The sequence below is a fragment of the Streptomyces sp. NPDC008139 genome (assembly GCF_042957025.1).
Taxonomy (GTDB): Bacteria; Actinomycetota; Actinomycetes; order Streptomycetales; family Streptomycetaceae; genus Actinacidiphila.
Map to the genome: position 1 here is coordinate 320,169 of NZ_JBIBHM010000008.1, position 20,561 is coordinate 340,729.

Sequence of the window (20,561 nt, forward strand, 5' to 3'; positions counted from 1 at the left end):
GGCCCCCCGGACCACCGCGGGCCCCGGGGGGCCGGCCCCGTCCTGGCGCCCCACGTCGGGAGCCCGAGCAGTTCTGGCATAACTTTTACTAGAGTCGGGTCCGTGACTACTTTCCCGCCGGGTGACGGCCCCACCCAGTCCGTATCGGTCTCCTTCCACGCGGGGACCATCGACGCGGTACGCGACCGGGTCGGCAAGCGAGGTGTCTCCGCGTACGTGGAGAACGCGGTGCAGCGCCAGATCGAGCGGGACGCGCTCGACATGCTGATCCGCGACCACGAGGAGCGGCACGGGACGATCACCGAGGAGGAGATCGCCGCCGCGGAGGCCGAGCTGTACGGGGAGAGCGGCGGCACGAGGAACGCCGCGTGAGCGGTAGCTGGGTGCTGGACAGCGAGGCCCTGTCGCAGGTGGTCCGGGACGAGCGGGCCATGGCCGTACGGCTCGCGGTGGCCCGTAAGCGGGACGTCAGGGTGGCGCTGTGCGCCGCGACCATCATCGAGGCCGACCACGACGGGGTGCATCCGGCGCGGCTGGCCTGGGTGCGGTCCCAGTTCACCGTGCTGCCCGTGGACAGAGCGGGTGCGCATACCGCGTCCGGGCTGCTCAAGGCGGCCGGTCTGCACGGTCACAAGTACGCCATCGACGCTATGGTCGTCGCAACGGCCCTCTCCATGCCCGACCGGCCGGTCGACATCCTCACCTCGGACCCGCAGGATCTGTCGGCGATCCTCGGCGAGCGGCTGGACACCGCCGAGCAGCACGGCGCGCGGGACGCCTCCAAGGTGCGCGTCATCGCCCTCTGACACGCACTCCCCCCCCGCCTTCGACCCCGGCCTCCTGACCCACCTCCTGCTCTCCTGCTTCAGCGGCGTCCCCGTCCTGCGGCTGCTGGAGTCGGGCGAAGGGGAGCGGGTCGCGGCGGGCGTACGACAGTTGGCCACCGCGCTGGTGGACCGGAAGGAGTGGACATGACGCATACTCAGGGCGCGCCCGGCGCCTCCGGCACCCCCGCCCCATCCGACCCCTTTGACGCCTTCGAGCGCCGGGCCTGGGGTGGGAAGGCCGACGCCTACGCGCGCAGCTTCGGCCTGCTGTGCGCCTACCCGGTGCCGGAGTTGCTGGACGCCGCCCTGGACGCCACCGGGGCAACGGCCGGTGGCCGGGTGCTCGACGTGGGCGCCGGTACGGGGACGGTCGCGGCGGCGGCACTGGCCCGCGGGGTCGAGGTCACGGCGGTGGACGCCGAGCCGTCCATGGTGGCCGCCGCCGCGCGGGCGCTGCCGGGAGCGGACGTACGGCTCGCCACGCTGCCGGAACTTCCCTTCCCCGACGGGGAATTCGACGCGGTCATCGGCAACTTCGTCCTCAACCACGTGGGGCGGCCACGCGCCGCCCTGGCCGAACTGTGCCGCGTCACCCGCCCCGGCGGCCGTATCGCGGTCACCGTCTGGGCCTACCCGCCCGCCCCCGGCCAGTCCCTGCTCGGCCGCGCCGTGGCCGCCGCCGGGGTCCCCCGGCCGCCCGACTTCCCCACGCTCGCGCCCGACGAGGACTTCTCCCGTACCGAAGCGGGCCTGACCGGGCTCTTCGCCGACGCCCGTCTGCCGGGCGCGACGGCCCGCACGCTCGCCTGGGACCACCGCGTCGACCCCGACACCTGGTGGTCGGGGCCCGCCGCTGGCATCGCCTCGGTCGGCCAACTCCTCACCGCCCAGCCGCCGTCCGTCGTCGCGGCCGTCCGCGCCGAATTCGACCGCCTGGCCGAGGAGTTCGCGACCCCCGAGGGGCTCCTGGCCCTCCCCCACACCGCCCTGCTGGCCGTCGCCGACGTGCCCCGTCACGGCCGCCCGCCGGGCGGCTTCCGGGCCCTGCTGGAGGAAGAGGGCACGGGATAAAGGCCGTTCAACGCGCCGCACCCCCAGGCCCCCACGCGCCGCGCCCCCGGGGCCCCTTGAGCGGGGCGCCCGGGGGCGCGGGGACGACGAGATGACGGTCAGCGGACGAACACGCCCGCCTTGTCTGCCAGATCCAGGAAGTACTGGGGGGCCAGACCCAGCACGATCGTGACGGCCACCCCTATGGCGATGGCGGTGGACGTCAGCGGGCTCGGCACCGCGACGGACGGACCGTCCGCCTTCGGCTCGCTGAAGAACATCAGCACGATCACGCGGATGTAGAAGAAGGCCGCGATGGCCGACGAGATGACACCGACGATGACCAGCGGCATCGCACCGCCCTGCGCCGCGGCCTTGAACACCGCGAACTTCCCCGCGAAACCGGACGTCAGCGGGATGCCCGCGAAGGCCAGCAGGAACACGGCGAAGACGGCCGCGACCAGCGGCGAGCGCCGCCCGAGACCGGCCCACCGCGACAGGTGCGTGGCCTCGCCGCCCGCGTCGCGCACCAGCGTGACGACGGCGAAGGCGCCGAGGGTCACGAAGGAGTACGCGGCGAGGTAGAACAGCACGGAGGAGACGCCCTCCTTGTCGGTGGCGATCACGCCCGCCAGGATGAACCCGGCGTGGGCGACCGAGGAGTAGGCCAGCAGCCGCTTCACATCGGTCTGGGTGACGGCGATGATCGCGCCCGCCAGCATCGTGAGGATGGCGACGCCCCACATGACGGGCCGCCAGTCCCAGCGCAGTCCGGGCAGGACGACGTACAGCAGCCGCAGCAGCGCGCCGAAGGCGGCGACCTTGGTGGCGGCGGCCATGAAGCCGGTGACCGGGGTCGGCGCGCCCTGGTAGACGTCCGGGGTCCACATGTGGAACGGGACGGCGCCGACCTTGAAGAGCAGGCCGACCGCGACCATCGCGAAGCCGATCAGGAGCAGCGCGTCGTTGCCGGTGCTGTTGGCGAGCGCCGGGGTCATCGGGGCGGTGCCGTCGATGACCGAGGCGATGCCGCCGTAGGTGACCGTGCCCGAGTAGCCGTAGAGCAGGGCGATCCCGAAGAGCAGGAAGGCCGAGGAGAAGGCGCCGAGCAGGAAGTACTTCACGGCGGCTTCCTGCGACAGCAGCCGGTTGCGGCGGGCCAGCGCGCACAGGATGTACAGCGGCAGCGAGAAGACCTCAAGGGCGACGAAGAGCGTCAGCAGGTCGTTCGCCGCCGGGAAGACCAGCATGCCGCCGACAGCGAAGAGCAGCAGCGGGAAGACCTCGGTGGTGGTGAAACCGGCCTTGACCGCAGCCTTCTCCTGCTCGCCGCCGGGGACGGCGGAGCCCTGGGCCGCGAAGGAGTCGACGTTGTTGCCGTGCGCCTTCGGGTCCAGGCGCCGTTCGGCGAAGGTGAAGACGGCCACGATCGCCACCAGCAGGATCGTGCCCTGGAGGAAGAGCGCGGGACCGTCCACGGCGACCGCGCCCATCGCGGCGACATGCGCCTTCGTGGTGCCGTACCCCTTCTCGGCGAGCGCGACCACGGCGGCGAAGGCCGCCGCGAGACCGACCACGGCGAGGACGAGCTGCGCGGTGTAACGGGAGCGGCGCGGCAGGAACGCCTCAAGGAGGATGCCCACCATCGCCACGCCGAAGACGATCAGCACCGGCGAGAGCTGGGCGTACTCGATGTCCGGCTTCGGGATCTTGTCGGCGACCGGAGCGGCCGTCGTCCACAAGCTGTGGACGGCGCCCACACCCACGGCTCCCTTGTCTGCTGCGCTCACTTCTTCGCCTCCAGCGCGGGCTTGGGATCGGTCTTGTGCACGTCGGAGAGCGTGTGCTTGACCGACGGGTTGAGGATGTCGGTCACCGGCTTCGGGTACACGCCCAGGAAGAGCAGCAGCGCGATCAGCGGTGCCACGACGACCAGTTCACGTACCTTCAGGTCGGACATGCCCTCGATGCCGGCCTTGACCGGGCCGGTCATCGTGCGCTGGTAGAGCACCAGCACGTACAGCGCGGCGAGCACGATGCCCAGCGTGGCGATGATGCCGAGCACCGGGTAGCGGCTGAACGTGCCGACCAGTACGAGGAATTCACTGACGAAGGGCGCCAGGCCCGGCAGCGACAAGGTGGCGAGGCCGCCGATCAGGAAGGTGCCCGCCAGTACCGGCGCCACCTTCTGCACACCGCCGAAGTCGGAGATGAGCCGCGAGCCGCGCCGGGTGATCAGGAAGCCCGCGACCAGCATCAGCGCGGCCGTCGAGATGCCGTGGTTGACCATGTACAGCGCGGCGCCGCTCTGTCCCTGGGTGGTCATCGCGAAGATGCCCAGGATGATGAAGCCGAAGTGCGAGATCGAGGCGTACGCGATCAGCCGCTTGATGTCCCGCTGGCCGACGGCGAGCAGCGCGCCGTAGATGATGCCGATCACGGCCAGCACCAGGATCACCGGGGTCGCCCACTTGGACGCCTCGGGGAAGAGCTGGAGGCAGTAGCGCAGCATCGCGAAGGTGCCGACCTTGTCGACGACCGCGGTGATCAGTACGGCGACCGGCGCGGTGGACTCGCCCATCGCGTTCGGCAGCCAGGTGTGCAGCGGCCACAGCGGCGCCTTCACCGCGAAGGCGAAGAAGAAGCCGAGGAACAGCCAGCGCTCGGTGGACGTCTCGATGTGCAGCTTGCCGGAACCGCGCGCGGCCAGGATCTCCTGGAGCGAGAAGGTGCCGGTGCCGAGCTGCTTCGCGGTGACCGCGTACAGGCCGATCACCGCGGCGAGCATGATCAGGCCGCCCGCCAGGTTGTACAGCAGGAACTTGACCGCCGCGTACGACCGTTGCCGTGCCGCCTCTTCCTCACCGGCCGCGTGCGCCCGGTCGCCGAAGCCGCCGATGAGGAAGTACATCGGGATGAGCATGGCTTCGAAGAAGATGTAGAAGAGGAAGACGTCGGTGGCCTCGAAGGAGAGCACCACCATGGCCTCGACCAGCAGGATCAGGGCGAAGAAGCCCTGCGTGGGACGCCACTTGAGGTTGCGGTTGCCCGCGGCGGAGCCACTGGGAGACGCGGTCTCCAGAGGGTCGGCGTCGTGCCAGCCGGCCAGCATCACGAAGGGGATCAGCAGCGCGGTCAGGGCGATCAGGGCGACGGCGATGCCGTCCACGCCGAGGTCGTAGCGGAGCCCGAAGTTCTTGATCCAGGCGTGCGACTCGGTGAGCTGATAGCGGTCGCCGCCCGGATCGAAGCGGACCAGCGCGGCGATCGCCAGGCCGAGCGTGCCCAGCGAGAAGACCAGCGCCGTGTACTTGGCGGCGGTCCTCTTCGCCGCGGGCACGGCCGCGGTGACGACAGCGCCTACCGCGGGCAGCGCGGCGGTGACCGTGAGGAGGGGAAAGGACATGAGCTATCAGACCGCCCTCATGAGAAGAGTCGCGGCGACCAGCACCGCGGAGCCGCCGAGCATCGAGACGGCGTACGACCGTACGTAGCCGTTCTGGAGCTTGCGGAGGCGGCCGGAGAGGCCGCCGACCGAGGCGGCCGTGCCGTTGACGACGCCGTCGACCAGGGAGTGGTCGAGGTAGACCAGCGAGCGGGTGAGGTGCTCGCCGCCGCGGACGAGGACGACGTGGTTGAAGTCGTCCTGGAGCAGGTCGCGGCGGGCCGCCCGGGTCAGCAGCGAACCGCGCGGCGCGACGGCGGGGACGGACCTGCGGCCGTACAGCATCCAGGCGATGCCGACGCCGATGACCAGCGCCACCATCGTGCCGCCGGTGACGGTGCCCGCGCTGAGCGGCGAGTCGCCCTCGGCGTGCCCGGTGACCGGTTCCAGCCACTTCACGAAGGAGGAGTTGATGCTGAACAGGCCACCGGCGAACACCGAGCCGAAGGCCAGGATGATCATCGGGATGGTCATCGACTTGGGCGACTCGTGCGGGTGCGGCTCGTGGCCCTCGGCGTCCGGCACCCAGCGCTTCTCGCCGAAGAAGGTCATCAGCATCACGCGCGTCATGTAGAAGGCGGTGATCGCGGCGCCCAGCAGGGCGCAGCAGCCGAGGATCCAGCCCTCGGTGCCGCCCTTGGCGAAGGCCGCCTCGATGATCTTGTCCTTGGAAAAGAAGCCGGACAGGCCGGGGAAGCCGATGATCGCCAGGTAGCCGAGGCCGAAGGTGACGAAGGTGATCGGCATGTACGTGCGCAGGCCCCCGTACCGCCGCATGTCGACCTCGTCGTTCATGCCGTGCATGACCGAACCGGCGCCCAGGAACAGCCCGGCCTTGAAGAAGCCGTGCGTGACCAGGTGCATGATCGCGAAGACGTAGCCGATCGGGCCGAGCCCGGCCGCCATGATCATGTAGCCGATCTGCGACATCGTCGATCCGGCGAGCGCCTTCTTGATGTCGTCCTTCGCGCAACCGACGATCGCACCGAACAGCAGCGTGACCGCGCCGACGGTGACGACGGCGGTCTGCGCGTCGGGCGCCGCGTTGAAGATCGCGCCGGAGCGGGTGATCAGGTAGACGCCCGCGGTCACCATGGTCGCGGCGTGGATCAGGGCCGAGACCGGGGTCGGGCCCTCCATCGCGTCGCCGAGCCAGGACTGGAGCGGCACCTGGGCCGACTTGCCGCACGCGGCCAGCAGCAGCATGAAGCCGATGCCGGTGATCGTGGCGTGCTGCGTGGTCGAGGCGTCCGCGGCCCGCGGCAGGATGTCCGCGAAGGCGAACGAGCCGAAGGTGGTGAACATCAGCATGATGGCCACCGACAGGCCGATGTCGCCGACCCGGTTGACCAGGAACGCCTTCTTCGCCGCGGTCGCCGCGCTCGGCTTGTGCTGCCAGAAACCGATCAGCAGGTACGAGGCGAGGCCGACGCCCTCCCAACCGGCGTACAGCAGGAAGTAGTTGTCGGCCAGCACCAGCAGCAGCATCGCCGCGAGGAACAGGTTGAGGTAGCCGAAGAAGCGGCGGCGGCGCTCGTCGTGCTCCATGTAGCCGATCGAGTAGATGTGGATCAGCGTGCCCACACCGGTGATCAGCAGCACGAACGTCATCGACAACTGGTCGAGCTGGAAGCCGACATCGGCGCGGAAACCGCCGACCGGCACCCAGGTGAACAGGTGCGAGTGCAGGCCACGCGCGTCGGCGTCCTTGCCCAGCATGTTGGCGAACAGCACCACGCCGAGCGCGAACGACGCCAGGGCGAGCAGCGTGCCGAGCAGGTGGCCGAAGCGGTCGAGCCGCCGGCCTCCGGTCAGCAGGATGCCCGCGCCCAGCAGCGGCGCCGCGACGAGCAGTCCGATCAGGTTCTCCACTGTCGCAGCCCCTCTACAGCTTCATGAGATTGGCGTCGTCGACCGAAGCCGAGTGGCGGGAGCGGAAGATCGACACGATGATCGCCAGGCCGACCACGACTTCCGCGGCGGCGACCACCATCGTGAAGAACGCGATCACCTGGCCGTCGAGGTTGCCGTGCAGCCGCGAGAAGGTGACGAACGCCAGGTTGCAGGCGTTCAGCATCAGCTCGATGCACATGAAGACCACGATCGCGTTGCGCCGGATCAGTACGCCCGCCGCGCCGATGGTGAACAGCAGCGCCGACAGGTACAGGTAGTTGGCCGGATTCACTTGGCACCCTCCTCGGCCCGGTCGGAAGCCCGGTCGGCCTCTCGTGCGGCTTCCCGGTCGGCCTCGCGTACGGTCTCGCGCTCGGCCCGTTCGGCCTTGCGCTCCACCGCCGTACGCTCCGGCTCTCGCTCCAGGTACTCCTCGGTGCGCTGGTCCAGCTCGGCGAGCCGGTGCAGGGCGTCGGCGGACACGTCACGGATCTGGCCGCGGGCCCGCAGCGTGGCGCTGACCGACAGCTCCGAGATCGAACCGTCGGGCAGCAGCGCGGGGATGTCCACCGCGTTGTGCCGGGCGTAGGTGCCGGGCGCGGGCAGCGGGGTGACCTGTACGCCGCCGCGCACGCGCGCCTCGGACAGCTCGCGCTGGGTGCGCCGGTCCTCGGTGCGCTCGCGGTGCGTGAGCACCATCGCGCCGATGGCCGCGGTGATCAGCAGCGCGCCGGTGATCTCGAAGGACCACACGTACTTGGTGAAGATCAGCCGGGCCAGACCGGGCACATTGCCCGCGGAGTTGGCCTGGCCGACACCGGCGAAGGTGTCGAGCGAGGCGTTGCCGATCCCGGCGATCAGCAGGATGCCGAAGCCGAGACCGCAGGCCGCGGCCATCCAGCGCTGGCCCTTGAGCGTCTCCTTCAGCGAGTCGGCGGCGGTGATGCCGACCAGCATGACGACGAAGAGGAAGAGCATCATGATCGCGCCGGTGTAGACGACGATCTGCACGACGCCCAGGAAGTACGCGCCCTGCGCCAGGTAGAAGATCGCGAGCACGATCATCGTCCCGGCCAGCGACAGCGCGCTGTGCACGGACTTCTTCATCAGGACGGTGCCGAGCGCGCCGAGCACGGCGACCGTGCCCAGAATCCAGAACTGGACGGCCTCACCGGTGGAGGTCTGCGACGCGGCGGCGGCGAGCTGGGAGGTGGCGAGCTGGGAGGTCGCGGCGATCATGCCTCGTCCCCCGTTCCCGCGGGCGTGCCGCCGCCGGGGGCGGGCGCGACCGCGGCGCCCTCGGCGTCGGTCCTGGTGAAGCCCGTCTCGGGGGCGTCGGGCGCGTCCGCCGCGGTGGCGCCGTCGGTCCGCACCGTCTCGTCGGGCTTCTCGCCCTTGGAGACCGCGACCTGCCGTACGGTGCCGGGCGCGGCCTCGGTGACCGCGCCGCGGTAGTAGTCGCCCTCGTTCATGCCGGGGAAGATCGAGTGCGGCGAGTCGACCATGCCCTCCTCAAGGCCGGACAGGAGCTGTTCCTTGGTGAAGATCAGCGACTCGCGGGTCCGGTCGGCCAGTTCGTACTCGTTGGTCATCGTCAGCGCGCGCGTCGGGCACGCCTCGATGCACAGGCCGCACAGGATGCAGCGGGCGTAGTTGATCTGGTAGACGCGGCCGTAGCGCTCACCGGGTGAGTAGCGCTCCTCCTCGGTGTTGTCCGCGCCCTCCACGTAGATGGCGTCCGCCGGGCAGGCCCACGCGCACAGCTCGCAGCCGACGCACTTCTCCAGGCCGTCCGGGTGCCGGTTGAGCTGGTGGCGGCCGTGGAAACGCGGGGCGGTGGGCTTCTTGTACTCGGGGTACTGCTCGGTCAGCCGCTTCTTGAACATGGCCTTGAAGGTCACGCCGAAGCCTGCGACCGGGCCGAGGAACTCAGGCATCGCCGTCCTCCTTCTTCTCCTGCTCGGGGGCATCCTGGACGTCCGGTTCCGCCGCGCCGGACACGCCGGACGCGCTGGCGGCACCCACGAGTTGGGGCTGTGCCGCCCGGCTGGGGCGCCGCGGCACCCGCTCCGCCTCCTGACCCGGCAGCGGCGGTACGGGATAGCCGCCCGCCATCGGGTCGAAGCGGTCCGGTGGCGCGAGCGCGCCGCCGCCGCGGACGGCGGCCTTCTTCTCCTCGCGGTCCCTGAAGACGTCCGCGATGAGCGAGATCAGCAGCAGCGCGATCACCACACCGCCGATGTACAGGACGATCTTCGTGAAGTCGTAGTCCTCGTTGCGCATCGCGCGGACCGCGGCGACCAGCATCAGCCAGACCATGGAGACCGGGATGAGGACCTTCCAGCCCAGCTTCATGAACTGGTCGTAGCGGACCCGGGGAAGGGTGCCGCGCAGCCAGATGAAGAAGAACAGCAGCAACTGGACCTTGACGATGAACCAGAGCATCGGCCACCAGCCGTGGTTCGCGCCGATCCAGACCGTGCTGATCGGCCAGGGGGCGCGCCAGCCGCCGAGGAAGAGCGTCGTCGCGACCGCGGAGACCGTCACCATGTTCACGTACTCGGCGAGCATGAACAGCGCGAACTTGATCGAGCTGTACTCGGTGTTGAAGCCGCCGACCAGGTCGCCCTCGGACTCCGGCATGTCGAACGGCGCGCGGTTGGTCTCGCCGACCATCGCGATGATGTAGATGATCAGCGAGACGGGCAGCAGGATCGCGTACCAGCGGTCGTGCTGCGCCTCGACGATCGTCGACGTCGACATGGAGCCGGAGTAGAGGAAGACCGCCGCGAAGGACAGGCCCATCGCGATCTCGTACGAGATCATCTGCGCGGACGCGCGCAGGCCGCCGAGCAGCGGGTACGTCGATCCGGACGACCAGCCCGCCAGGACGATGCCGTAGATGCCGACCGACGCGGTGGCCAGGATGAACAGCAGGCCGATCGGGAGGTCGGTGAGCTGGAGCGCGGTGCGCTGGCCGAAGATCGACACCTCGTTGTCGGCCGGGCCGAAGGGGATCACCGCGAACGCCATGAAGGCCGGGATGGCCGCCACGACGGGCGCGAGGATGAACACCACCTTGTCGGCCCGCTTGACGACGATGTCCTCCTTCAGCATCAGCTTGATGCCGTCGGCGAGGGACTGGAGCATGCCCCAGGGGCCGTGCCGGTTCGGGCCGATGCGCAACTGCATCCACGCGACGACCTTGCGCTCCCACACGATGGCGACGAGCACGGTCAGCATCGCGAAGGCGAAGCAGAAGACCGCCTTGAGGAGGATCAGCCACCAGACGTCGTTGCCGAACCAGGAGAGATTCTCCGTGGTGGCGGCGAGTTGGGTGGCGGCGGGCTGGGTCAGTGGCGCGCTCATCGGGTGCCCTCCTCTTGCGTGACCGCGGCGGCGCCGCCGACGGAGACGACCTGACCCGTACGGGCACCGGTGTCGGAGGCGACGCCGTTCCCCGCGGAGTTCAGCGGCAGCCACACCACCCGGTCGGGCATCGCGGTGACGACCAGCGGCAGCGTGACCGAGCCCGCGGGCCCGGTCACCGTCAGCGGGTCGCCGTCGGTGACACCGGCCTCGGCGGCGGTGGCGGCCGACAGCCGGGCGACGGCCGCGTGCCGGGTGCCGGCCAGCGCGTCGTCCCCGTCCTGGAGGCGGCCCTGGTCGAGCAGCAGCCGGTGTCCGGCCAGCAGCGCCTGGCCCGCCTCGGGGCGGGGCAGCGATCCGGCGGACTCCAGCGGCGAGCTGCCCCAGGGGCCGTCCCACCCGGCGAGCCGGTCGAGTTCGGAGCGCGCGCCCCGTACGTCGGCCAGGCCGAGCCGGACGTCGAGCGCGTCGGCCAGCATCGTCAGGACGCGGGCGTCAGGGAGCTGGTGCCGGTTGGTGGCCTGGTCGGGCTTGATGGCCGCGTCGAACATCCGGGCCCTGCCCTCCCAGTTGAGGAAGGTGCCGGTCTTCTCGGCGACCGCGGCGACCGGGAGGACGACGTCGGCGCGGTCGGTGACCTCGCTGGGCCGCTGCTCCAGGCTGACCAGGAAGCCGACCGCGTCCAGCGCCTCGCGGGCGCGGGCCGGGTCCGGCAGGTCCGCGACCTCGACGCCGCCGACGACCAGGGCCGCCAACTCGCCCGCGGCGGCGGCCTCGACGATCTGGCCGGTGTCGCGGCCGAAGCGGTGCGGCAGCTCCGGCAGACCCCACACCGAGGCGACCTCGGCGCGGGCCCGCGGGTCGGTGACCGGACGGCCGCCGGGCAGCAGTCCGGGCAGCGCGCCCGCCTCGACGGCGCCGCGCTCACCGGCCCTGCGCGGAATCCACGCCAGCGCGGCGCCGGTGGCGGTGGCCAGCCGGACCGCGGCGGTCAGCCCGCCGGGCACGGCGGCCAGCCGCTCGCCGACCAGGATGACGGCGCCCGCGGCGCGCAGCGCCTCGGCCGCGGCCTGCCCGGTCTCGTCCAGGCCGACACCGCCCGCGAGCGCGTCAAGCCACTCGGGTTCCGTGCCGGGGGCGGCGGGCAGCAGCACGCCGCCCGCCTTCTCCAGGCCGCGGGTGGCGTGTGTGGCCAGGGCGTACGTCTGCTGCTTGCGCTTGCGGTGCGCCTTGCGGAGCCGCAGGAAGACCCCGGGGGCCTCCTCTTCGGCCTCAAGTCCCGCCAGCAGTACGGCCGGTGCCTTCTCCAGCGCCGTGTACGTGATGCCGGTGCCCGACAGGTCGAGGCCGCGCCCGGCGACCGTGGCGGCCAGGAAGTCGGCCTCCTCGGCGGAGTGCGCGCGGGCCCTGAAGTCCACGTCGTTGGTGCCGAGCACGACGCGGGCGAACTTGGCGTACGCGTACGCGTCCTCGACGGTGACGCGTCCGCCGGGCAGCACCGCGGCGCGGCCGTGCGCCGCGCTGAGCCCGGCCGCGGCGGCGGCCAGCGCCTCGGGCCAGGACGCGGGGACGAGTTCGCCCTCGACGTTGCGGACCAGGGGGTGGCTCAGCCGGTCGGGGCGCTGCGCGTAGCGGAAGCCGAAGCGGCCCTTGTCGCAGATCCACTCCTCGTTGACCTGCGGGTCGTCGGCCGCCAGCCGCCGCATGACCTTGCCGCGGCGGTGGTCGGTACGGGTCGCGCAGCCGCCCGCGCAGTGCTCGCACACCGACGGCGACGACACGAGGTCGAACGGCCGGGAGCGGAAGCGGTACGCGGCCGAGGTGAGCGCGCCGACCGGACAGATCTGGATGGTGTTGCCGGAGAAGTACGACTCGAAGGGGTCGCCGACCCCGGTGCCGATCTGCTGGAGCGCGCCGCGTTCCAGCATCTCGATCATCGGGTCGCCCGCCACCTGGTTGCTGAACCGGGTGCAGCGCGCGCACAGCACGCACCGCTCGCGGTCCAGCAGCACCTGGGTGGAGATCGGCACCGGCTTCTCGTACGTCCGCTTCTTGCCCTCGAAGCGCGAGTCGGTGTCGCCGACCTGCATCGCCTGGTTCTGCAACGGGCATTCGCCGCCCTTGTCGCAGACCGGGCAGTCCAGCGGGTGGTTGATCAGCAGCAGCTCCATCACGCCGCGCTGCGCCTTCTCGGCGACCGGCGACGAGAGCTGCGTCTTGACGACCATCCCGTCGGTACAGGTGATCGTGCAGGACGCGACCGGCTTGCGCTGGCCCTCGACCTCGACGATGCACTGGCGGCAGGCCCCGGCCGGGTCGAGCAGCGGGTGGTCGCAGAACCGGGGGATCTCGATGCCGAGCAGTTCCGCGGCCCGGATGACCAGCGTCCCCTTGGGGACGGACACCGCGATGCCGTCGATCTGCACGGAGATGAGATCTTCCGGCGGCACCGCCGCCTGACCCCCTCCGGAGGGTGCGTTGGTAGTGACGGTCACGCGTGGGCCTCCGTACGGGACTTGTCGGCCCAGGCGGTGGAGCGGGCCGGGTCGAAGGGGCAGCCCTTGCGCTCGATGTGCTCCTCGTACTCCGCGCGGAAGTGCTTCAGAGAGGAGAAGATCGGGGCGGCGGCGCCGTCGCCGAGCGCGCAGAAGGACTTGCCGTTGATGTTGTCGGCGATGTCGTTGAGCTTGTCCAGGTCTTCGGGCCGGCCCTTGCCCGCCTCGATGTCACGCAGCAACTGGACGAGCCAGTACGTGCCTTCGCGGCACGGCGTGCACTTTCCGCAGGACTCGTGGGCGTAGAACTCGGTCCAGCGGGTGACGGCCCGCACCACGCAGGTCGTCTCGTCGAAGCACTGGAGCGCCTTGGTGCCGAGCATCGATCCGGCGGCGCCGACGCCCTCGTAGTCCAGCGCGACGTCCAGGTGCTCGTCGGTGAACATCGGGGTCGAGGAGCCGCCGGGCGTCCAGAACTTGAGCCGGTGTCCCGGCCGCATGCCGCCGCCGAGGTCGAGGAGCTGCCGCAGCGTGATGCCGAGCGGCGCCTCGTACTGCCCGGGTTTGGCGACGTGCCCGGAGAGCGAGTACAGCGTGAAGCCGGGGGACTTCTCGCTGCCCATCGCCTTGAACCAGTCCTTGCCGCGCTGCATGATCGCGGGAACCGAGGCGATCGACTCCACGTTGTTCACCACGGTGGGACAGGCGTACAGGCCCTCCACGGCGGGGAAGGGCGGGCGGAGCCTGGGCTGGCCGCGACGGCCCTCCAGGGAGTCCAGCAGCGCCGTCTCCTCACCGCAGATGTACGCGCCCGCGCCGGCGTGGACGGTCAACTCCAGGTCGAATCCGCTGCCTTGGATGTCACGGCCGAGGTAGCCGGCCGCGTACGCCTCGCGCACCGCCTCGTGCAGCCTGCGCAGGACGGGGACCGTCTCGCCGCGCAGGTAGATGAAGGCGTGGCTGGAGCGGATCGCGTAACACGCGATGATCATGCCCTCGATGAGGGAGTGCGGGTTCGCGAAGAGCAGCGGGATGTCCTTGCAGGTGCCCGGTTCCGACTCGTCCGCGTTGACCACGAGGTAGTGCGGCTTGCCGTCGCCCTGCGGGATGAACTGCCACTTCATGCCGGTCGGGAAGCCCGCGCCGCCACGGCCGCGCAGTCCCGAGTCCTTCACGTAAGCGATCACGTCGTCCGGCGCCATCGCGAGCGCCTTGTCCAGGCCCTGGTAGCCGTCGTGCCTGCGGTAGGTGGCCAGGGTCCAGGACTCCGGCTCGTCCCAGAAGGCCGACAGCACGGGGGCGAGCAGCTTCTCCGCCGAGTCCACGGTCATCACTCGCCCTCCTCCTGCCTGGCGTTGTCGGCCACCGGGTCCGCGGCGTTGGCCGGGTCGGACTCGGCGGTCTTGTTGGGCGCGTCGTGCGAGCTGGCGTGCTGGGCGGGCGACGGGGTGTCCCGCGGCCCGGCCGGAGTCTCACGCGGCGAGTCGGCGCGCTGGGTGACGACCCGCGAGGGGGTCTCGCCCTTGTGCAGCCGCAGACCGGTGAGGGACGCGGGGCCCGCGCCGCCGCTGGCCGCGACCGCGCCGGGGCGCTCGTCGGGGAAACCGGCCAGGATGCGGGCGGTCTCCTTGTACGTGCACAGGGGCGCGCCGCGGGTCGGCCGGACCTCGCGTCCGGCGATCAGGTCGTCCACGAGCTGCTTGGCCGACTCCGGCGTCTGGTTGTCGAAGAACTCCCAGTTGATCATCACGACGGGCGCGAAGTCGCAGGCCGCGTTGCACTCGATGTGCTCCAGCGTGACCTTGCCGTCCTCGGTCGTCTCGTCGTTGCCGACGCCGAGGTGCTGCTTCAGCTCGTCGAAGATCGCGTCGCCGCCCATGACCGCGCACAGGGTGTTGGTGCACACGCCGACCTGGTAGTCGCCGGACGGCTTGCGCCGGTACATCGTGTAGAAGGTCGCCACCGCGGTGACCTCGGCGGTGGTCAGGTCGAGCACCTCGGCGCAGAACCGGATGCCGGTCCTGGTGACGTACCCCTCCTCGGACTGCACGAGGTGCAGCAGCGGCAGCAGGGCGCTGCGCGATCCGGGGTAGCGGGCGATCACTTCCTTGGCGTCGGCCTCCAGCCGGGCGCGCACATCGGCCGGGAAGTCCGGGGCGGGCATCTGCGGGATGCCCAGGGACACTCCCCCGGTGGCACCCATGGCCACGTCTGTCATCGGTCGACGCCTCCCATCACGGGGTCGATGGACGCCACCGCGACGATGACGTCGGCGACCTGGCCGCCCTCGCACATCGCCGCCATGGACTGGAGATTGGTGAAGGACGGGTCGCGGAAGTGCACCCGGAACGGGCGGGTGCCGCCGTCGCTGACCGCGTGCACCCCCAGCTCGCCCTTGGCCGACTCGATCGCCGCGTAGGACTGTCCTGCCGGGACCCGGAAGCCCTCGGTCACCAGCTTGAAGTGGTGGATCAGGGCCTCCATCGAGGTGCCCATGATCTTCTTGATGTGGTCGAGCGAGTTGCCGAGGCCGTCGGGGCCGAGCGCGAGCTGCGCGGGCCAGGCGATCTTCTTGTCCTCGACCATCACCGGACCCGGCGCGAGCCGGTCGAGCACCTGCTCGACGATCCGCAGGCTCTGGTGCATCTCCTCCAGGCGGACCCGGAAGCGGCCGTAGGAGTCGCAGGTGTCGGCGGTCGGCACCTCGAAGTCGTAGTTCTCGTAACCGCAGTACGGGTCGGACTTGCGCAGGTCGTGCGGGAGTCCGGCGGCGCGCAGGATCGGTCCTGTGGCGCCGAGCGCCATGCACCCGGCGAGGTCCAGGTAACCGACGTCCACCATGCGGCCCTTGAAGATCGGGTTGCCGGTGGCGAGCTTGTCGTACTCGGGCAGATTCTTGCGGAACGTCTTCACGAACTCGCGGACGAGGTCGATCGCGCCGGGCGGCAGGTCCTGCGCGAGGCCGCCGACGCGGACGTACGCGTGGTTCATCCGCAGGCCGGTGATCAGCTCGAAGATGTCGAGGATGTACTCGCGGTCGCGGAACCCGTAGATCATGATCGTGGTCGCGCCCAGCTCCATGCCGCCGGTGGCGATGCAGACCAGGTGGGAGGCGATCCGGTTGAGCTCCATCATGAGCACGCGGATGTCGGTGGCGCGCTGCGGCACCTGCTCGGTGATGCCGAGCAGCTTCTCGACGGCCAGGCAGTACGCCGTCTCGTTGAACAGCGGCGTCAGGTAGTCCATGCGCGTCACGAAGGTGGACCCCTGGGTCCACGTCCGGAACTCCATGTTCTTCTCGATGCCTGTGTGCAGGTAGCCGATGCCCGACCTGGCCTCGGTGACCGTCTCGCCGTCGATCTCCAGCATCAGCCGGAGCACACCGTGGGTGGACGGGTGCTGCGGGCCCATGTTGACGATGATGCGCTCGTCGTCGGCCTTGCTGACGGTCTCGGCCAGCTCGTCCCAGTCACCGCCGGTGACGGTGAAGACCCGGCCTTCGGTGGTCTCCCGCTCGTCGGCCTGCTGCGGGGCGTGGTGAGTACTCATTAGCTGTACGACCTCCGCTGGTCGGGAGCCGGGATCTGGGCACCCTTGTACTCGACGGGGATGCCGCCGAGCGGGTAGTCCTTGCGCTGCGGGTGACCGGGCCAGTCGTCCGGCATCATGATCCGGGTGAGCGCCGGGTGGCCGTCGAAGACGATGCCGAAGAAGTCGTACGTCTCGCGCTCGTGCCAGTCGTTGGTCGGGTAGACCGAGACCAGTGACGGGATGTGCGGGTCGGCGTCGGGGGCGCTGACCTCCAGGCGGATCAGCCGCGTGTGGGTGATCGAGCGCAGGTGGTAGACGGCGTGCAGCTCGCGGCCCTCGTCGCCGAGGTAGTGCACGCCGCTGACGCCGAGGCACAGCTCGAAGCGGAGCGCCGGGTCGTCGCGGAGCGTCCTGGCGACGGTGACCAGGTGTTCGCGGGCGATGTGGAAGGTCAGCTCGCCGCGGTCCACGACGGTCTTCTCGATCGCCTCGGCCGGGGGCAGGCCCTGCTCCTCCAACGCGCCTTCCAGCTCGTCGGCGATCTCGTCGAAGACGCCGTCGGGTCCGCCGTAGGGCCTGTTGCTCGCGCCGGGCAGCCGGACGGTACGGACCAGGCCGCCGTAACCGCTGGTGTCGCCGCCGTTGTTGGCACCGAACATGCCCTTGCGGACGCCGATGACCTCACCGGCGTCGGCGCGCTGTCCCGGCAGGTTCTCCGGGGTCTCGGGAGTGTTGCTGGTCACCGCAGCAGGCCCTTCATCTCGATCGTCGGGAGCGCCTTGCGGGCCGCTTCCTCCGCCTCGCGGGCCGCCTCTTCGCGGTTCACGCCGAGCTTGGAGTGCTGGATCTTCTCGTGCAGCTTGAGGATCGCGTCCAGCAGCATCTCGGGGCGCGGCGGGCAGCCGGGCAGGTAGATGTCGACCGGCACGACGTGGTCGACGCCCTGCACGATCGCGTAGTTGTTGAACATCCCGCCGCTGGAGGCGCAGACACCCATCGAGATGACCCACTTGGGGTTCGGCATCTGGTCGTAGACCTGGCGCAGCACCGGGGCCATCTTCTGGCTCACCCGGCCGGCCACGATCATCAGGTCGGCCTGGCGCGGCGAGCCGCGGAAGACCTCCATGCCGAACCTGGCCATGTCGTAGCGCCCGGCGCCCGCGGTCATCATCTCGATGGCGCAGCAGGCCAGGCCGAAGGTGGCCGGGAAGACCGACGCCTTACGTACCCAGCCCGCGGCGGTCTCCACGGTCGTGAGCAGGAATCCGCTCGGCAGTTTCTCTTCGATACCCATGCGTTGGCTCCTGGTCCCCTCTGTCCCCTGGTCCCCTGGTCCTCTCGGCGTTCCCTAGTCCCACTCCAGGCCGCCGCGCCGCCACACGTACGCGTAGGCGACGAAGACGGTGAGCACGAAGAGGAGCATCTCCACCAGGCCGAACATCCCCAGCCGGTCGAAGGTGACGGCCCAGGGATAGAGGAAGACGATCTCGATGTCGAAGACGATGAAGAGCATCGCCGTCAGGTAGTACTTGATCGGGAAGCGTCCCCCGCCGACCGGCTGCGGGGTGGGCTCGATGCCGCACTCATACGCTTCCAGTTTGGCCCTGTTGTACCGTTTTGGCCCGATGATCGAGGCCATGAAAACGGAGAAGATCGCGAAGCCGGCCGCAAGGCCTCCCAGCACGAGGATGGGCGCGTAGGCATTCACCGTCCCCCGCTCCTTCCTTTTTCAGTCGCCAGTGACTGCGTGGGTGTCCCCCCGCCGAGGTGGGCGGAGGAGCCGGCCCCTGCCCGTGGTCCGCGTCACCGAAACGACGAAGATCGCTTCTATGTGAGGCAGTTCACAAGCCTGAGCCGCCTGCATCCTATGCCTGCCGGTCTGTGATCTGCGACACGGGGTACGCCAAGACCTTTGTGATCTCCACCACCTGACGAACGATCATGAAGTCGGATGAGCGGTGATCATGGTGCGGAACGGCCGCAAAGGATCACTTCACGTCACAAGTGGAAGCGTTGTCGCTGGTCAGAGCGGTGCGCGCATTATCAAGGGGCGCTCAGCAGAGGCAAATTGGCGCTGGACGAGTCCACGTGATAGCGCGCGGCGGTCGAGCGGCGACGGCCCCGGAGCCCGGCATTCAGGCGTGATTCACCCGCGTGAAAGCGCGCACGAGCGCATAGGTGACCGCTTATCCGAAACCGGGCGAAAGCGCTCGCGCATCAAGATCACAAACTGGGCATTTGAGCCGTGAGCACGTCAACTGTGTCGCATCCCACCTTTGTTGAACGGAACCAAGCATTCCTGATAGCCAGGACCGCATGTCCCCGAACCAGATACGGACCTCCGCGTCCGACCGGACCTCCGCGTCCGGCTCGCATCCGACCGAATCGCATACCGGCCGCCGACGGCACGCCGCCCCCGGCCGCCCCAACTGGGTACGCAGGGCAGGACTCGTCGGCGGCGTCGTCAGCGCGATCGCTCTCGGCGGCTCCGCCGCCCCGGCCCTGGCCGACAACACCGACTCCACCCCCGCGCACGGCACTCCGGCCCTCACGCCGTCCGATCTCGCGAACGCCGCAGAGGCGGCCACCCAGGCGTCCACGCTGACCACCGAGGTGACCGCGGCGCAGGCCGCTCAGGCGATCGACCAGGCCGCCATCGCGATGCAGCTCCAGGCCGCCAAGGACGCCTCCGTGGCCGAGGCCGCCAAGGAAGCCGCCGCCACGAAGAAGACCGCCGACGCCAAGGCCGCCGCGAAGGCGAAGGCCGAGGCCGAGGCGAAGGCCGCCGAGGCCGCCAAGGAGCGCGCCGCCACCCAGGCCGCCTCCCGCTCGGCCGAGCGCACCGCGCTGGCCACACCGACCGCGTCGACCAACTCGTCCGGTTCTTCTGATTCTTCTGGTTCCTCCGGTTCGTCCGACTCCGGTACGACCACCTCGACGGCCAGCCCCTCCGCCACCACGGCGACCGGCAGCGCCGCGAAGCTGATCAGCTTCCTGAAGTCGCAGATCGGCAAGCCGTACGTGTACGGCGCCGCCGGTCCCGACTCGTACGACTGCTCCGGCCTCACCCAGGTCGCCTACGCCACCGTCGGCGTCGACCTGCCGCGCACCTCCCAGGAGCAGTCCAACGTCGGCACCCCCGTCTCGGTCAGCAATGTGCAGGCCGGCGACATCATCTTCTGGGGCGGCCAGGGCAGCGCCTACCACGTCGGCGTCTACATCGGCGACGGCCAGTACCTGGACGCGGCCAACCCCTCGACCCCCGTGGCCATTCACCAGATGGCCGACTACATGCCGGACTGGGCGGTTCGGGTCCTCTGACCCGTTTCCCCCTTTTCACACGTTTGGCACCATAAGACCGCCGTAACTCCCCTGCCGGGAAGTCACGGCGGTCTGCTGCCCGTTATGCGCTGATAACGCTTTTTGTTCAGACGTCGTGTTCAGGGACCTTGTTCAGGGGTCTTGTCCCGCTCAGACCAGCCACTCGCCGTCGCGCATGAGGGTCCGCCCGACCAGCTCCGGCACGGTGCCGTAGGCGCGCAGCACGTCCAGGGTCACCCGGTAGAAGTCGTAGCGCCCGTCGGACTCGCGCGGGTCCCAGCCGTCCTTCGCGGCGAAGGAGTCCCCGACCCCGTCGGGCAACTCCTCGGCTGTGTACGCCCGCACGGTGCCCTCGATCTGCACGACGTCCCTCGTGGTCCCCAGGGCCAGCCGCACCTGCCCGGTGGCCGCCATGTTCGCGCCGGTCGGATTGGTCGGCCGCGTCGACAGCCAGACCGCCTCGCCGTCCCACCAGAAGGCCAGCGGCACCAGGCACGGCACCCCCGTCGCGTCGGCGGTCGCCACCCACACGTCGCCGTCCTCCGCCAGCCGCCGCAGCGCGTTCTCCTTGCGCGCCGGCCGGCTGCGCGGGCCGCCGTCCGACATCACCTGCTCATTTCCCGTCACACG

The 20,561-nt window shown here is 70.2% G+C and carries 19 protein-coding genes; 4 read left to right on the forward strand and 15 right to left on the reverse strand.

The features are described from left to right. Positions 1–102 precede the first annotated feature (102 nt). The 3 genes from ACFZBB_RS19420 to ACFZBB_RS19430 all read left to right on the forward strand — a co-directional run bounded on the left by ACFZBB_RS19420 (position 103) and on the right by ACFZBB_RS19430 (position 1,898). The gene (locus tag ACFZBB_RS19420; protein WP_391123762.1) at positions 103–372 is read left to right on the forward strand and encodes a hypothetical protein; all 270 of its coding nucleotides are present in this window, start codon (positions 103–105) and stop codon (positions 370–372) included. Then, positions 369–806 carry a DNA-binding protein gene (locus ACFZBB_RS19425; RefSeq protein ID WP_391123764.1) on the forward strand — a complete coding sequence of 146 codons (438 nt, stop codon included), beginning with the start codon at positions 369–371 and terminating at the stop codon, positions 804–806. The genes ACFZBB_RS19420 and ACFZBB_RS19425 overlap by 4 nt, the downstream gene beginning before the upstream one ends. 165 nt (positions 807–971) lie before the next feature. Further along, on the forward strand, positions 972–1,898 hold the full coding sequence (locus ACFZBB_RS19430) for a methyltransferase domain-containing protein (protein ID WP_391123766.1): 927 nt from the start codon (positions 972–974) through the stop codon (positions 1,896–1,898). A 98-nt stretch (positions 1,899–1,996) separates the two neighbouring features. Here the strand turns inward: ACFZBB_RS19430 and nuoN are convergent, their stop codons facing one another. Genes nuoN through ACFZBB_RS19500 form a run of 14 tightly spaced genes read right to left on the reverse strand, consistent with a single transcriptional unit; the run spans position 1,997 to position 18,318 of the window. Next, the gene (gene nuoN, locus ACFZBB_RS19435; RefSeq protein ID WP_391123975.1) at positions 1,997–3,643 is read right to left on the reverse strand and encodes an NADH-quinone oxidoreductase subunit NuoN; all 1,647 of its coding nucleotides are present in this window, start codon (positions 3,641–3,643) and stop codon (positions 1,997–1,999) included. Between the two features lie 20 nt (positions 3,644–3,663). Beyond that, complete coding sequence (locus tag ACFZBB_RS19440; protein WP_391123768.1) at positions 3,664–5,283, reverse strand: NADH-quinone oxidoreductase subunit M; 1,620 nt, start codon at positions 5,281–5,283, stop codon at positions 3,664–3,666. Between the two features lie 6 nt (positions 5,284–5,289). Further along, positions 5,290–7,194 (reverse strand): NADH-quinone oxidoreductase subunit L, encoded by a 1,905-nt coding sequence (gene nuoL / locus ACFZBB_RS19445; protein WP_391123770.1) that lies wholly within the window; start codon positions 7,192–7,194, stop codon positions 5,290–5,292. A 13-nt stretch (positions 7,195–7,207) separates the two neighbouring features. Next, on the reverse strand, positions 7,208–7,507 hold the full coding sequence (nuoK, locus tag ACFZBB_RS19450) for an NADH-quinone oxidoreductase subunit NuoK (RefSeq protein WP_355340432.1): 300 nt from the start codon (positions 7,505–7,507) through the stop codon (positions 7,208–7,210). After that, positions 7,504–8,454, reverse strand: coding sequence for an NADH-quinone oxidoreductase subunit J (locus ACFZBB_RS19455; protein WP_391123772.1), 951 nt, complete (start codon positions 8,452–8,454; stop codon positions 7,504–7,506). Before ACFZBB_RS19455 ends, nuoK begins: the two co-directional genes overlap by 4 nt. Continuing rightward, positions 8,451–9,152 carry an NADH-quinone oxidoreductase subunit NuoI gene (nuoI, locus tag ACFZBB_RS19460; RefSeq protein ID WP_391123774.1) on the reverse strand — a complete coding sequence of 234 codons (702 nt, stop codon included), beginning with the start codon at positions 9,150–9,152 and terminating at the stop codon, positions 8,451–8,453. Before nuoI ends, ACFZBB_RS19455 begins: the two co-directional genes overlap by 4 nt. Beyond that, complete coding sequence (gene nuoH, locus ACFZBB_RS19465; protein ID WP_391123776.1) at positions 9,145–10,584, reverse strand: NADH-quinone oxidoreductase subunit NuoH; 1,440 nt, start codon at positions 10,582–10,584, stop codon at positions 9,145–9,147. Before nuoH ends, nuoI begins: the two co-directional genes overlap by 8 nt. Beyond that, on the reverse strand, positions 10,581–13,079 hold the full coding sequence (locus ACFZBB_RS19470) for an NADH-quinone oxidoreductase subunit G (protein ID WP_391123778.1): 2,499 nt from the start codon (positions 13,077–13,079) through the stop codon (positions 10,581–10,583). Before ACFZBB_RS19470 ends, nuoH begins: the two co-directional genes overlap by 4 nt. After that, positions 13,076–14,410, reverse strand: coding sequence for an NADH-quinone oxidoreductase subunit NuoF (gene nuoF, locus ACFZBB_RS19475; RefSeq protein WP_355340447.1), 1,335 nt, complete (start codon positions 14,408–14,410; stop codon positions 13,076–13,078). Before nuoF ends, ACFZBB_RS19470 begins: the two co-directional genes overlap by 4 nt. Then, the gene (gene nuoE, locus ACFZBB_RS19480) at positions 14,410–15,297 is read right to left on the reverse strand and encodes an NADH-quinone oxidoreductase subunit NuoE (RefSeq protein WP_391123780.1); all 888 of its coding nucleotides are present in this window, start codon (positions 15,295–15,297) and stop codon (positions 14,410–14,412) included. Before nuoE ends, nuoF begins: the two co-directional genes overlap by 1 nt. After that, positions 15,294–16,628: an NADH-quinone oxidoreductase subunit D gene (locus tag ACFZBB_RS19485; RefSeq protein WP_355340453.1), complete on the reverse strand. Its 1,335-nt coding sequence runs from the start codon at positions 16,626–16,628 to the stop codon at positions 15,294–15,296. Before ACFZBB_RS19485 ends, nuoE begins: the two co-directional genes overlap by 4 nt. Continuing rightward, entirely contained in the window at positions 16,628–17,353 is a 726-nt protein-coding gene (locus tag ACFZBB_RS19490; protein WP_391123782.1) for an NADH-quinone oxidoreductase subunit C, read from the reverse strand. The genes ACFZBB_RS19485 and ACFZBB_RS19490 overlap by 1 nt, the downstream gene beginning before the upstream one ends. After that, entirely contained in the window at positions 17,350–17,904 is a 555-nt protein-coding gene (locus ACFZBB_RS19495) for an NADH-quinone oxidoreductase subunit B family protein (RefSeq protein ID WP_355340459.1), read from the reverse strand. The genes ACFZBB_RS19490 and ACFZBB_RS19495 overlap by 4 nt, the downstream gene beginning before the upstream one ends. Positions 17,905–17,958: 54 nt before the next feature. Further along, on the reverse strand, positions 17,959–18,318 hold the full coding sequence (locus ACFZBB_RS19500) for an NADH-quinone oxidoreductase subunit A (RefSeq protein ID WP_355340462.1): 360 nt from the start codon (positions 18,316–18,318) through the stop codon (positions 17,959–17,961). Positions 18,319–18,926: 608 nt separating this feature from the next. Here ACFZBB_RS19500 and ACFZBB_RS19505 point away from each other — a divergent pair. Beyond that, positions 18,927–19,931, forward strand: coding sequence for an NlpC/P60 family protein (locus tag ACFZBB_RS19505; RefSeq protein WP_391123784.1), 1,005 nt, complete (start codon positions 18,927–18,929; stop codon positions 19,929–19,931). A gap of 150 nt (positions 19,932–20,081) precedes the next feature. Here the strand turns inward: ACFZBB_RS19505 and ACFZBB_RS19510 are convergent, their stop codons facing one another. Further along, on the reverse strand, positions 20,082–20,558 hold the full coding sequence (locus ACFZBB_RS19510; protein ID WP_391123786.1) for a pyridoxamine 5'-phosphate oxidase family protein: 477 nt from the start codon (positions 20,556–20,558) through the stop codon (positions 20,082–20,084). Positions 20,559–20,561: the final 3 nt, after the last annotated feature.